Source organism: Amycolatopsis arida (genome assembly GCF_900115565.1).
Classification (GTDB): domain Bacteria; phylum Actinomycetota; class Actinomycetes; order Mycobacteriales; family Pseudonocardiaceae; genus Yuhushiella; species Yuhushiella arida.
Genome location: NZ_FOWW01000009.1, coordinates 60,019 through 73,346, shown reverse-complemented (window position 1 = coordinate 73,346; position 13,328 = coordinate 60,019). Strand labels below are relative to the sequence as shown.

9 protein-coding genes and 1 pseudogene are annotated in these 13,328 nt (G+C 68.6%); 2 read left to right on the top strand and 8 right to left on the bottom strand.

What is annotated here, in order from left to right; translation table 11 throughout:
- Positions 1 to 11: 11 nt before the first annotated feature.
- Positions 12 to 4,499: a dsDNA nuclease domain-containing protein gene (locus BM051_RS22625; protein WP_166677816.1), complete on the top strand. Its 4,488-nt coding sequence runs from the start codon at positions 12 to 14 to the stop codon at positions 4,497 to 4,499.
- Between the two features lie 753 nt (positions 4,500 to 5,252).
- On the opposite strand, the gene BM051_RS30530 is transcribed toward BM051_RS22625, so the two are convergent.
- The 8 genes and pseudogenes from BM051_RS30530 to BM051_RS22585 all read right to left on the bottom strand — a co-directional run bounded on the left by BM051_RS30530 (position 5,253) and on the right by BM051_RS22585 (position 12,532).
- Positions 5,253 to 5,744 carry a hypothetical protein gene (locus BM051_RS30530; protein ID WP_177216990.1) on the bottom strand — a complete coding sequence of 164 codons (492 nt, stop codon included), beginning with the start codon at positions 5,742 to 5,744 and terminating at the stop codon, positions 5,253 to 5,255.
- Positions 5,745 to 6,267: 523 nt separating this feature from the next.
- Positions 6,268 to 7,122 carry an RCC1 domain-containing protein gene (locus BM051_RS22610; RefSeq protein WP_092534053.1) on the bottom strand — a complete coding sequence of 285 codons (855 nt, stop codon included), beginning with the start codon at positions 7,120 to 7,122 and terminating at the stop codon, positions 6,268 to 6,270.
- 49 nt (positions 7,123 to 7,171) lie between these two features.
- Positions 7,172 to 7,353: pseudogene (locus BM051_RS30710) on the bottom strand (hypothetical protein); the annotation flags it as partial.
- 609 nt (positions 7,354 to 7,962) lie between these two features.
- A complete protein-coding gene (locus BM051_RS22605) occupies positions 7,963 to 8,724 on the bottom strand; it encodes an anti-sigma factor (RefSeq protein ID WP_092534491.1) in 762 nt (253 codons plus the stop codon).
- Entirely contained in the window at positions 8,721 to 9,329 is a 609-nt protein-coding gene (gene sigK, locus BM051_RS22600; RefSeq protein WP_092534050.1) for an ECF RNA polymerase sigma factor SigK, read from the bottom strand. The genes BM051_RS22605 and sigK overlap by 4 nt, the downstream gene beginning before the upstream one ends.
- 156 nt (positions 9,330 to 9,485) lie before the next feature.
- A complete protein-coding gene (locus tag BM051_RS22595) occupies positions 9,486 to 10,148 on the bottom strand; it encodes a fasciclin domain-containing protein (RefSeq protein WP_092534047.1) in 663 nt (220 codons plus the stop codon).
- A 114-nt stretch (positions 10,149 to 10,262) separates the two neighbouring features.
- Positions 10,263 to 11,891: a molybdopterin-dependent oxidoreductase gene (locus BM051_RS22590; protein ID WP_092534044.1), complete on the bottom strand. Its 1,629-nt coding sequence runs from the start codon at positions 11,889 to 11,891 to the stop codon at positions 10,263 to 10,265.
- Positions 11,892 to 11,959: 68 nt separating this feature from the next.
- The gene (locus tag BM051_RS22585; protein ID WP_092534041.1) at positions 11,960 to 12,532 is read right to left on the bottom strand and encodes an RNA polymerase sigma factor; all 573 of its coding nucleotides are present in this window, start codon (positions 12,530 to 12,532) and stop codon (positions 11,960 to 11,962) included.
- A 162-nt stretch (positions 12,533 to 12,694) separates the two neighbouring features.
- Here BM051_RS22585 and BM051_RS22580 point away from each other — a divergent pair, with 162 nt between their 5' ends.
- Positions 12,695 to 13,192, top strand: coding sequence for a DUF4383 domain-containing protein (locus BM051_RS22580; RefSeq protein WP_092534038.1), 498 nt, complete (start codon positions 12,695 to 12,697; stop codon positions 13,190 to 13,192).
- Positions 13,193 to 13,328 lie beyond the last annotated feature (136 nt).

The following is a 13,328-nucleotide window of genomic DNA, read 5'->3' as shown; positions in this document are numbered from 1 at the left end:
ACAATGCCGACATGCCGTCCGACGGGTTGGACCGAGCCGCTCCTGAGGGAGGCGGAGCGCTGACTCGGCTTCCGGTTGAAGATGCCGGCAGCCGTACCGGACAGAACTACGAGTTCCAGTACCACGTGGCCGCTCGCCATTGCTGTGCTCTGCTCGGCCGTGACGAGCCCGGGTGGGTGCTATGTGAGTGGCACACCGACTACGTGTTGGGAAGCGGGCGGCATGCCCAGGTCCTGGTCAGTGTGAAACACCGCGAGCCACAGCGGCGCGGGTGGACGGTCCCCAAGCTGTGCGGTGACGAAGGAAAACTGCCCAGCCTGCGCGCACGCTGGGAGTCGTGCGGACACCCTAACGAATGCCGCTTCGTGACCAACGCCCCGTTGGACGAAAATGCCGCCGCGCTCGCGCGCGCCTGCCGCGAGCGCGATCGGGTGGCCCTCGCCGAGTTCGCCGACGCCGCAGCGCGCCGGTTCGGCTGCAGTGCCCAGGAACTGACCGAGTTCCTTACGATCGTGCGATTCGAACACGAGCTTCCCGGCCGCCGCGATATCCGGGCAGCCAACGTCGAACGCCACATGCGCCCGGCGTTGGAGCGGCTCGGTGCCGGTGACGTCGACCCGTGGAAAGCCTACGACCTCGTTGTCGACGAGGTACGTGCGGCATCGCAGGACAAGAACACGCGCCACCCGGAGACGTGGCTGCTCTCTTCGCCTGGCGCGCTGGACGGTGACGCGCTCCGCTCGACGGCCATGGCACGACGCACGGTGGATGCCGAAAGGCTACGGGTAGCTCTGCAACCGCTGACGACGGATCCTGCGCCAGGCACGGCAGATCGGCTCCAGCCGAACTGGCGAAACGGCGGGCCGTGGCACGCGCCGCTCCCGGCAACCGCGGTGGAACGGCGTGAACTCTCCGGCGAGCTGGTCCGGCTCCTGGTGGAGAATCCCGGCGGAGTCGTCAGTGTTGTCGCCGTGCACGGTGCCGGCGGCTTCGGCAAGACCACCCTCGTGCACCAGGCCTGCGGGCAAACACGCGTGAAGGACGCGTTCTCGGCACTGCTCTGGATGACGCTGGGGGAAGACGTGCGGGGGGCCGAGTTGGCCGCACACGTCAACGACCTCGCGGAGCAGTTGACGGGCCGTCGGCCGGGTTGGTCTGATCCGCAGCGGGCGGGGATGCATCTCGCCGAAATCGTCAACGAGTACCCCGGGCCGGTTCTGCTCGTCGTCGACGACGTCTGGCATCGCGGTCAGCTGGCACCTTTCGCGACACAGCCGGGGAATTGCACGATATTGGTGACCACTCGCAATCGGTGGTTGCTCCCCGCGGAAACGGCCACCTTGCTGATCGACCGCATGCGACGCGAGGAAGCGAAGGCGCTGCTGACCCGCACCGTTCCGCACGTACCCGAACGCGACGTAGCCGACTTGCTGGCCCTGACCGGACGCTGGCCCGTTCTCCTCGCCATCGTGGACGGCACGCTGGGGCAGCTGACCCGGTACGGTATGACGTCCGCTCAAGCGGCACAGCACCTCCTGGACCGGTTGCGGACGGACGGGCCGGCTGCGCTCGACGTCTCCGACCCGGGCAGCCGGGAAGAGGCCATCGCGGCCACCGTCGAAGCCGGGCTGGCTTTGCTGCCGCCTGACGCGCTGGAGCGCTATTCGGAACTCGCTGTGTTCGCCGAGGACAGCGAGATCCCGATCGACACCGTTGCGTTGCTCTGGTCGGCGACTGGCGGCCTGACACGAGTGCGGGTGGACTCTCTTTGCGCGGAATTGGCCGACGCCTCCCTGATCGGTTCGCTCAGCTTCAGCGCCGGAACATTCCGCGTCCATGACGTGTTGCGCGCGTATCTGCTGCACCGGCTTGGCGCGGAGAAGACCAAGGCACTCCACGCCACGCTGCTCACCGTGGTGCAAGCCGAGCTCGGCGGCACCGCGGAGACCGGACGGCGGCCATGGTGGAAACTCCCGCAGTCGCGGGGATATCTGGCCGACCACGTCGCCCGGCATCTCCACGACGCCGGGCTGGACGACGAATTGCGGGATCTGCTCCACGATCTCCGCTGGGCCGAATGGCGGATCTGTGAGCACGGCGCCGCGGCGATCGTGGCAGACCTCGCCTTCCTCGACGATCCCGCCGCGAACGCACTGTCCCGGGTCGTCCAGCAGAGTGTCCATCTGCTCGCCGATGTCCACCCGCCCGGGTCACTGGGTGCGGTCCTTGCCAGCCGGCTGGACGGGATCGCGGAACTGGCGGAACACGTCGCCCGTTTCGGGACAACAGTGCCTCGGCCGAAATTGACGAATCGTCTCCGCCCGCCCGACCTGCCGTCGCCGGCGCTCATCCGGACGTTGCCGGGTAACGTCGGAGGTTCAGCGGGTGTGGCCGTGTCGCCGGACGGGCGAGCGCTTGCCAGTGCGGACATCACCGGCACTATCCGGGTCTGGGACACGGGGTCCGGCGAACTGATCCACACGATCGCCAGCGAGTTGGACGTCTACACGGTGCGCTACACCCCGGACGGCCACCTCTTGGCCGGAGCCCACCACAGCAAGATCGACTTCGCGCGACTCGCGCTGTTCGACGGCCAGAGCGGCGTACTACGACACTGCTGGACCGACGTCTTGGACGCCTGGGACCTCTGGCCAGTCGCTGCCATCGCACCGGACGGTTCGTGGATCGCGGCGGCGGTCTCGCCGAATGGCTCGGCAAGGTTCGACGTCCACGTGCTCGATACGTCCACCGGCGCGGTACGGATGAAGATCGAGGAGGTGGGCTGGCCTAGAACGCTGGAGGTCTCGCCGGACGGCGCATGGGTGGCCACCGGCGACTGGTGTGAAGAGCCGGACGTCGTCTCCGCGGCGTGCATGTGGGATGCCACGACCGGCGACCTGCTGCACGAACTAGACGGCCACGCCGGAGGCGTGGTGAGCATGCACTTCGCCGGTCCCGGCAACGTGCTCTGCACCGTGGACCGCCAGGGAACGGCGAGGATCTGGAGCCCCGCCGGTGAGCTCGTCCGTACCGTGACCGGACTCGGGAACCTGTCGACCGTCGCGATCGCGCCAGATGGCTCGTGGCTTTCTTCGAGCAGCCTCAGCTACGAAGGGGTACGCATCTGGGATCTGGACAGCGGCGAGCTGCGGTTAGAGTTGCCTGTCAAGGAAAAGTGGGTGTGGTCCGCGATCAGCCCGGACGGCTCGTGGCTGGTGACGTGCGAACCGGAATCCAAAGCTACCGGCACACCGACAACGGTGCAGATCTGGGACGCCGTCACCGGAGAGCTGCGGCAATCGATGCACGGGCTGATCGATTGCATCAGTGACTTGGCGATCGCACCCGACGGCACCTGGGTGGCGGGGGTGGACGGGCACAGGGGTGAGAATGTCCATGACCATCGCCTCGTCCGGATCTGGTCGGTCCGCGACAAGCACGCCGTTCCGCCATCCGCGGACCCCGAAATCGGCCAAGCCTTATGCGCCACCCCTGACGGCACCCGGTTGGTCTACGGTTCGCCGACGGGCGGTGTCGTTCTCGCTCATGCTTCGTTTACGCCGGAACGTCTATTCGGAGACGAGATCGCCACAGCCGTGGCGATCTCCCCTGACGGAGCCCAGGTCGCGGTATCCGACGGCGAGCGGATCAAGCTGTGGAACGTCGACTCCGGAGAGCCGGCGCGGGAGCTGGACAACCGGATCGGCCCAGTCTCCTGGATCGTGTTTGCTCCGGACGGTTCGTGGGTGCTTACCCGGCACGCACCGCCGGACGACGAGTTGTTCCAGGGACCACCGGTGGCGCCGGCACAGATCTGCGACGCGACGACCGGCCGACCTCGGCACTTGGTACGAGGCGACCACTACGGCGTCGGTCAGGCGGTGTTCGCACCAGACGGTTCTTGGCTGGCGGTTTCCGACGGCGCACGCATCCGGGATGAGGAACGGTCTCTGTTCCTCATCAGGTCTGAGTCCGGCGCGCTGCTCCGCGTCCTGGGCGGTCACCGCGAAGGCGTGGGAAAAGTCCTCGTCTCCCACGATGGCACGTGGCTTCTCTCCGCGGACGCTCCGATGGAACGAGGGACCGCTGGCAACGTCTACCTCTGGGATACGGCCACCGGCCGGTTGACCAGTGTGCTGGAAGGTCATGTCGGAGGTGTTGAGGCTGCCGCCATCGCTGAGGACGGTTCGTGGTTCGCCACCGGCGATCGCGCTGGGGCCGTGAAGATCTGGTGCCCTGGCGCCGCAACGCCGTTGCGCACCCTTCCCGGTAGCGAGGAAGTTACCGACATCGCGCTCTCCCCGTGCCTGCGCTGGCTCGCCGTCTGCACGGTCACCGGCAGTTCAGGCCGCCTGCGGATCTGGGATCCGCACACCGGAACCGCCCTCGCCTCGATGTCCGTTGACGGGCGCCTCCACTCGTGCCACTGGCTGGCCGGATCCCGGACCATCTGCGCGGCCGGGGTGCGCGGGTGCTATGCGTTCGACTGGTTCAACTGACCGGCCGTCCGGAGCAGACACCGGACCGTCGACTGGATGTGCGCCTCGTCACGCCCGTCGTGCGTCCTGGCAGTGTCGCCTCTTAGGCACGAACTCACACGCAGATCAGCGCGCCGAGCGAAAGCCTCCACCGGGCAATCGAAGCTGTGTGGTTAGTGTGCAAGTCGCCCCTCGGACACACTTTCGTGGCATCCCTGCTACGTCCAGCGTACCGGTGCTTCAACGCACTCCAACATCCTGAATCGGCGTCCTGCCGGACCCGGCGTCGCCCGCGGCGGTGGTCGGCATGACCGGCGCTGTGATTGACCCGGTCGCCTTCCCGACCACGCCGGTCAAGGACGGGCGCTCCGCAATAGCCGGCGCGTCCCACCGGTGTACGGGCTGGCGGCCGTGGACTGCCGCGGGCGGGTTGCCGACCGCACGGTGTTCACAGCGTTGGACTGGGTGGCTGGCACACCGCTCGCCTGCCCCGACCGCGACGTACTTCTCGTGCACCCACCGGCGATGCTCGACCTGCTGCTCGCCGATTGCCACGCGACGCTGCTGGGCGGCGACCGGCCATGACCGCTGAACATCACCAGGGCGCGTCGGCGGACCGCGCTGCCGATCTCGACGCAGTCCGGCTGTTGCTGACCCGGATGGGCGTCACCGCCGAAGGCCTCATCAGCGAGCCGGTCGCCCGCCGCCGCTGCCGACCTTCGCCGAATACATCCCCGTCGTGTCCGACGCAGTCTCCGAGGGCACCCGCCGCGTCTACACCTGGTACTGAAACCGGATCCGCGAACGCTGGGGGCACCGCCGCTGGACGAGCCGACACCCTCGCAGATCGAACACCTCGTCGAGCACATCAGGACCAACGTTGTTGCCCGCCGCAACGCCCGCGGTGGGCGCAGCGCGGGCGAGCACCTTATTTCTGCCCTGCGCTGCCTGTACCGGCACGCCGAAGACGATCGCCTCATCGCATCGGCTGACAATCCAGCTCGCCGGGTCGCCAAACCCGCGCGGCTGCCGCCGACGCGCCGCGCGGTCGCGGGCGACCGGCTGGCCGAGATCAACCACACCGCGGCCACCACCGGCAACGACCCAGCTCTGGACACCCTTCTGCTGCGGCTGCACACCGAGGCCGTGTGCCGCCGCGATGGCGCCCTCGCTCTCCGGCCGCGAGACCTCGATCCCGCGCAGTGCCTGATCTTCCTGCGAGAAGGCCGAAACCGTGCGCTGGCAACCGGTATCGCCAACGTTCATGGCTCACCTGCAACACCACGCCGACAAGCGAGGCGCTCCCCGCGATGAACAGCTACTTCGCTACGCCGACGGCCGCCCCATCACCAGCCGCCGCTATGACCATCTCTGGAATCGGCTGGGCAAGCACTTGCCCTGGGTGGCGATCCAGCGAATCTCCACGCACTGCCTGCGGCACACCACCTTAACTTGGGTCGAGCGCAACTTTTGGGTATGCCGTGGCCCGTGCTTATGCCGGACACAGCGACCACGGCAGCGAGGTCGGAACCACCACAACCTACGTTCGCGCCAGCATCCGCGAAGTCGCCGCCGCACTGGCAGCTCTCACCGAAGAACCACACCCCCTCGCGTAAGCCAACGCCCCAGCGGGCCGTTGACCGGGAAAGGACGGTCGGCGCGCCTCTAATCGTCAAACCCAGGCCCGTGCACTGGATCCACGTCGTGTGAGAGTCCGTCCGGGATGATCAGGACGTGGTGCGGCAGATGAGGTGGGACTCGTGACGGCGCGATGTGGTCTGCGCGTTGGTCAACTGCTGAGTTGGATTCCCGACCAGGAGTCGACGTCGCACTGACGATTGGCGTTGTTCCCAGCGCTGACGACCGTACCGTCGGCGCGCAGGCCAAGAGTATGGATGGAGCCCGCAGCCACCGCGACGATGTCCTGCCAATCGCGGACATGGCACTGCCCCTGGCTGTTGTCCCCGGCCGCGAGGACTCGTCCGTGCGCCGTGACTCCTACGGTGTGGTAGCTGCCCGCAGTGAGTGCCACCACGTCTTCCCACTGATCGACGTCGCAGGCTCCGGTCGTCCGCTCCCCGGTCGCCAGAGCACGCCCGTCGCCTCTGAGAGCGACTGTGTGCAGATATCCGGCCGCGACGGCGGTGAGGTCGCGCCAACCGTAGACATCGCACTGTCCTCGGCTATTGATCCCCACGGCCAATGCCGAACCGTCCGCCCGAAGTCCGACTGAATGCCAGTCGCCACAAGCCAGGGCCACGATCTCCCGCCAGAACTGCACCTCGCACTGGCCTTCTGAGCGCCGGCCCGCTGCCAGCACGGTGCCATCCCCAAGGAGCCCGAGCGTACGGCGCCAGCCCGCGGCCACGGCCCTGACATTCCGCCACTCGGCGACATCGCATTGGCCGTCGCCGTTCCACCCCGTTGCCAGCACGGTACCGTCCGATCGAAGTCCGACAGTGTGGGACTTTCCGGTGTTGCGCGCGGTATGGACATTGCCCGCCGCCACAGCGACGACGCCTTCCCACCGCTCCACACGGCACTCGCCGGCATCATTGTTCCCGGCGGCGAGAACAGTCCCGTCCCAGCGGCGACCGACCGAATGACGCCGCCCGGCCGCCAGCGCCGATGCGCTCCCTCGCATTCCGCCTCCTCGCCAGCCACGGTAGACGCCTGATCATCTTATCGACGGACCGGGTCGGCACCTTGCAGCCGGCCCGGCTCCACCTGACGTCCCAGCCCTCAGCCCGAGCGTCACGATACGCGGAGCGGAAGCCGCGGCGCGGGTTCTTCTTTCCGGGCTCGGAGGTTTTCCCTTCGCGATCTCCCTCAGCACGACCTTCTCCAGCTCCGCATCGGCCAGCAGCCGCTCGAGCAATGACCGGACATCCCATTCGCCCACCCCGACAACCCACCCCCTCGGACCAGCCAAGTGCCGACACGACAACAGTTATCCGACCACTGTGGACACCACCACTCTCCAGGTCCGCCTCATCGACACTCCTGGAAGTCAGGCGACCTGACCGCGCACCATCGCGCGCCAGCACCGGGACAACGCCGTCTCAGCGGCCGGGCGAGCCTGCGGGCAGGCCCTGGAGTCAGAATGCTGCCCCTCAGCTCCGCGCGGCGCCGGGGAGACCTACCATCAGGCCGCGCGCGCGGGGCCACCAGTGGGATGGCGGCGGCGCTGGACGGGGCCACCCACAGCGCGGCCGGCTGGGTGCGGGACCGCTATGACGACGTTGGGGATCTCGTCGCCGGCGTCGACGACCCGGACGGGCCGGACTACATCATCATCGAGTGCGCGCGGGCTGGTGTACGCCACCGACGAGGTCACCGAGCGGCTGGCCGACCTTCAGCTCGTCGTGGGCGAGGGCCGATGCGTCGAGGCACACGAGTCGGGTGGCCCGGTGCTCGCGGTGGACCTGGCCGAGTACGCGGCGCGGTGGCCCGCACACCCTCAGCCGACCGCGGTGAACGCGAGTCATGTGTTCGACACTGGGATGACCACGATCGGGTCGGTGGTCGGTTGCGGTGATCCGCCTGCTGGTTCGACGGTGACGCCGATCTTGTCGCCGGGGGTGATCCCGTCGGCGCGCAACGGCCGTGTCGGCCCCGGCTGGGTGATCAGCCCGGCCGACCGGATGCCGTCCGGGCTGATCACCCAGGCCTGGTAGGCGCGGCCTGGTGGAGCCGGTGGCATGTGGTTGGCCAGCACCATCGCATCCCCGCGGCTGGGTGAAGCGACCACGGTCGCGGTTCCGCCGCCGGAGATCGGCTGTGTGAGCACGCGGGTGTCCGGGTTGGCGAGCAGACTGGTCAGCGCCGTGTAGCTGTCGTTGACCTGGTGCATGGTTTCGAGCTGCCGGTGAGTCGCCATGTTCTGGTAGCCGAACACGACCGCGGCGATGATCGCGGCCGCGGCGACGGGTACGGCCAGCCGCGGCACCCAGCGCCGGGCGGCCCGGTTACGCGGCGTGAGACGGGTGGCGGCGGGCGGGTCGACGTCGGCGGGTAATTGCTCGGTGTGGCCGACCATCGCCAGGACCCGGTCGCGTAGATCCGGCGGAGCCGGTTCGGCAACGGCCGAGCCGAGCCGGGCGGTGGCTTCACGCAGTTCGGCGACTTCCTGGGCGCAGCTCGGGCAGGCGGCCAGATGCTGCTCGAACAGCTGCCGTTCCTCGGAGGACAGCGCGTTGAGAACGTAGGCGCCGGTGAGGGCGTGGATGTCCGGTGGCAACGTCATCGGCCAACCCCCAGGCAGTCGCGCAGGCGGATCAACCCATCACGCATGCGGGTTTTGACGGTGCCCAGCGGCACCTTCAGCAGGGTGGCGACCTCCGGGTAGGTGTAGCCGCGGTAGTAGGCCAGCAGCACCGACTCGCGCTGCAGTGGGGTCAACGCCTGAACGCAGCGGCGGACCTGTTGCTGTTCGAGCCGGATGCCGGCCTGTTCGGACACCTCGTCGTAGGGCCGGGGCATGGACCGGTCGGCCGCGGCCTGCTCCCGCCGCGAGGCCGCCTGCTCGGCGCGGACCCGGTCCACGGCGCGCCGGTGCGCGATCGTGGTCACCCACGCCAGCGCGCTGCCGCGCGCGGGATCGAACCGGGTCGCGGTGCGCCAGACCTCCACCAGCACTTCCTGCGTGACCTCCTCGGATTGGGCATGGTCGCGCAGGACATGTTTCACCACACCCCACACCGTCGCGATCACCGCGTCATAGAAGTGCCGGAACGCGGCTTCGTCGCCGCGAGCACTCCGCAGGAGCATCTGGTCGACCGAATCGGCTTCGGCCGCGCCGCCGTCCGGTGTCGGCGGCGCGACGCGCGGCGCCCATCGTTCGTCCGGCATGGACCGTCGTTCCTTCCACCCGCGAATGGCCCAAGCTTACGAGGTCGGCCCGCCCAGTGCGCGGTTCGCTGGGCGGAGGCCGGTGACTCACCCCGTTCTGACCCCGATGTCCCTCGCACCGGGGGCGCGAGGGACATCGGGGCGAGCGCGGGCGGGTTACTGGTTGGTACCCGGCATCAGGACCTTGTCGATGACGAAGACGGTGGCGTTCTTGGTGGGGATGTTGCCGCACAGCACCTTGGCGCCGTTGACGGTCATGTTCTCGCCGCTACCTTCGATCCGCAGCGGGCCACCGGCGGTGTTGAGCGAGTCGACGGTGCCGGCCTGCTCGAGGCCGTCGCGGTCGTAGCGCTTGCCGACGACGTGGTATTGCAGGATGGGGGCCAGTTCGGTGGGTTTTCCGGCCAACTCGTCGAACTTCGCGCCGAGTGCGTCAAAGGCCGGGTCGGCCGGGGCGAACACGGTGATCGCCTGCTGGCTGTTGAGCGTGTCGACCAGGTTGGTCGCCTTCACGGCGGCGACCAGCTTGGTCAGCAGCGGGTTGTTGCTCGCCGCGGTGGCGACGGGGTCGTCGACCATACCGCCGACTGAACCTTCTCCGCTGGTCGGTACCTCCGAACACCCCGGACCGTACACATCGGACGCGGTGGTGACGCCATCGGCGGAGGCTGTGTTGTCGGCGGGATTGCCGGGGGCGGAGGTGGCTGGAGCCTGTGGCGCGGGCGCCTGCGATTCGTTGCCCCCGTCGGACCCGCATGCGGCCAGCGCCAGCAGCGCCCCACTCGCGATTGTCGCACTGGCTACTCGTCGGATCTTCATCTGATGTCCGTTTCCCTTTGCGTTGATGTGCTGTCACTGGGTATTCGGAACGACCACCCGTCCGGTTTGGTGATCGGGTGGAAATGTCCGCCGGAGGTCGCGGGTGGGGAATGCTCAGCGGGTGGTGAAGGAGATGGTGTGCCAGCCGGTGGCACCGTCGGGGACGGTGCCGACCCGGTCCGAGGTTTGGGTGTAGCCGGAGTCGTCGGTGGCACGGCAGGCAACCTGGTGGTTCCCGGGCGGCAGATCGAGATCCACCCGCCACATCCGCCAGGTGTCCTCGTTGACCTCTGTGGACAGTAATGCTTCCTGCCACGGGCCGGTGCCAAGCCGGATCTCGACCTTCGTGATGCCGGTGGTCTGCGCCCACGCGATACCGGCGATCACGACGCGCCCCGCGGGCAGTGTTTGGAATCCCTTGGGGGTGTCGATCCGCGACTGGGTCTTGATCGGCGCCTGCTGGCCCCACCCCCGCTGCAGCCAGTACGACTTGCGCGCGGCCCAGGTGGTGACCTCAAGATCGGTGACCCATTTAGTGGCCGAGACGTAGCCGTAGAGCCCGGGAACCACCAGGCGCGCGGGGAAACCGTGATCCAGCGGTAGCGGTTCACCGTTCATGCCGATCGCCAGCATCGCCTCCCGATCGGGGTCCATGGTGGTCACTATCGGGGTACCCGCGGTGTAGCCGTCCACACTGGTGGAGTACAACTGCTCGGCACCCGGCCGGACCCCCGCCTCGACCAGTAGATGCCGCAGGTCCACGCCGAGGAAGTTGGCGGTGGAGATGTAGGGCCCGCCGACCTCGTTGGACACACACGTCATCGTGATCGTGCGCTCCACCAGCGGCCGGTCGCGGATGTCGTCGTAGCTGAAGCTCAGCTCGCGATCGACCATGCCGTGGATGCGCAGCGACCAGTCCTCGGCCCGCACCTGGGGCACGACCAGCGCGGTGTCCACCCGGTAGAACGCGGGGTTCGGGGTGAGGAACGTCGGTGTACCGGCACGGGCGAAGTCGGCACCGGGCGGGATCGGCGGCGCCGCGCGCACCGGCACGAGCCTGCCGATCTCCGCACGGGACGACGCGGCGCTGGTGGTCCGGGCGACCAGCTGCCCGCCGAGGCCGGCCACCCCCGCGCCCACCGCCACCCCGCCCGCGCCAAGCAGAAAACCGCGCCTGCCGGGCACCGGTTCCGGTTTGCCGCGCGGCGCGCGTTCGGCGGGCAACTCGGATTCGTCGTCTTCTCCAAGTTCGGTGAGACCCAGCGCCGGGGTGGACCGGCGTGTCCCCAGCGTGTGCAGCCAGCGGAACGCGACCACCCCCGCCAGGAGACTGGCCGCCGGCGCCAGCAGCGCCACGGCGGACAGGTCCGGGCGGCTGAACACGGCGATCCCGGCGACCACGCCGAGCAGCACGATCGCCACGGTGCCGGGAAGCGGAGAGCGCCGGGACAGCACCCCGGCCACGACCGCCACCAGCAGCATCACCACCGCCATGCCGGCCAGCAGCACCAGCTTGTCGTAGATCCCGAAGGTCTGGACGGCGAAGTCCTTCACCGGCGTCGGGGTCAGGTCGATCGCCGAGTTGCCCACCGCCAGGTACGGCGAGGCGTTGATCCCGACGAACGCCGCCACGAGGTGCCCGGCCGCCAACGCCGCGACCAGGGCAAGCACCCCCACCAGGGCAGCGGCCGGTATCGACAACCGAGCGACGGGGCGTGCCGGACTCTCTGCTGACGTCTCCATAATGGGTATTCGGCGCCACGCCGCAGGTGGATTGGTGCGAACTCGGTTCGCGTCTGGCGTTGCTGGCGTTATCGCACGTCGATCGTGTCGTGGTGGGGGACCTGCCTGCCGTCCGGCCGCGCGGTGTCGGGCGCGGAAGGGCCGTTGAAGGCACGCGACAGTTGCCGCAGCGCCGCGGTGAGCCGGATGGCCGCTTCAACCACGCTCATCTGCTGCCGGACCGCGGCATGAGCCAGGTCGTCGCCGTCGAAGATCACCGACTCCAGCAGCGCCCGATCGCGGGCTGGAAGCGTGCGCAGCAGGGCGACGGTCCAGGACGTGCGTGGGCGAGGCTTGGGTCGGGTGGCAGCAGCGGGCGTGTGATCGGCTTGCGTGGCGCGCTGGCAGGCCATCGCGGCGAGCCAAGCGCTCAAGCCACCGCCGTTGGTCTCGGCCACGCACTGGTCCGGGCGTTTCCACAGCTCCAGGAACACCGACGCGGTGACCGTTTCGGCCGCGCTCGCGTCGCCGGTGCACCCCAGGGCGGTGTGGTAGGTGGCCGCGCTGTGCCGATCGAACACACGCTCCAGTGCCAGTTGGTCTCCGTCGGCGATTCGTCTCAGCAGTTTCGCGTCGTCCGGCGGGGCGGAGTCGTTCGTCAACCGGCTGTCCGATGCCCGGTCCTCGGCAAGGTCACCGATGTGGCGTGCGGCAATACCAATCCGCCAGCGTCTCCGCTGCGAACCAACTGTGTCTCGGCGCACCATTCGGTGCGATCGGGGAGTCCTGGCGCGGGGCGGGTCGTGAAACAGAAGGGTCGTGTCATGTCTGCATCACGAGGTAAGGCTGCGGCGGTGTCCGGATCCGGGCGCCTGCTGCGCACCGTGGCGACCGCTGTGGCGGTCGTGTTCGTCGCGGTCGGCGTCCTGGGGTTCGTGCCCGGCATCACCACCAACTTCGGTGAGATGACGTTCGCCGGGCACCACGGCGGGGCGCTGTTGCTCGGTGTCTTCGCGGTGTCCATCTTGCACAACATCGTGCATCTGCTCTTCGGCATCGCCGGCTTGGTGCTGGCCCGCAGCGCCGGCGGTGCGCGCGCATTCCTCATCGGTGGCGGTGCGACCTACCTCGTGCTGTGGCTGTACGGATTAGTGATCGACCAGGATTCGGCGGCCAACTTCGTGCCGGTCAACACCGCGGACAATTGGCTCCACTTCGTGCTGGGTATCGCGATGATCGGTCTCGGCGTGATCCTCGGCATGCGGATGCGGGGAACGTCGGGCGGGCGCAACATCGCTGGCCGACCGCAAGCACAACCGTGATCCGTGGTGCTCGTGTTCGTGGCGCCCGCGCCTGCCGGGGCGCCACGAACACCCGGTGGAAGGAACGTCATGGAAGGACCTCCGGGGCGCGGTCACTGGGCACACCCCGAAGACTCCGGACGACCGGCCGGGTTTG

Excerpts from the sequence above, each read along its gene's own strand:
- BM051_RS22625 (WP_166677816.1), top strand. The coding sequence starts at position 12 with ATGCCGTCCGACGGGTTGGACCGAGCCGCTCCTGAGGGAGGCGGAGCG.
- BM051_RS30530 (WP_177216990.1), bottom strand. The coding sequence starts at position 5,744 with ATGAACGTTGGCGATACCGGTTGCCAGCGCACGGTTTCGGCCTTCTCG.
- BM051_RS22610 (WP_092534053.1), bottom strand. The coding sequence starts at position 7,122 with ATGCGAGGGAGCGCATCGGCGCTGGCGGCCGGGCGGCGTCATTCGGTC.
- BM051_RS22605 (WP_092534491.1), bottom strand. The coding sequence starts at position 8,724 with ATGACGTTGCCACCGGACATCCACGCCCTCACCGGCGCCTACGTTCTC.
- sigK (WP_092534050.1), bottom strand. The coding sequence starts at position 9,329 with ATGCCGGACGAACGATGGGCGCCGCGCGTCGCGCCGCCGACACCGGAC.
- BM051_RS22595 (WP_092534047.1), bottom strand. The coding sequence starts at position 10,148 with ATGAAGATCCGACGAGTAGCCAGTGCGACAATCGCGAGTGGGGCGCTG.
- BM051_RS22590 (WP_092534044.1), bottom strand. The coding sequence starts at position 11,891 with ATGGAGACGTCAGCAGAGAGTCCGGCACGCCCCGTCGCTCGGTTGTCG.
- BM051_RS22580 (WP_092534038.1), top strand. The coding sequence starts at position 12,695 with ATGTCTGCATCACGAGGTAAGGCTGCGGCGGTGTCCGGATCCGGGCGC.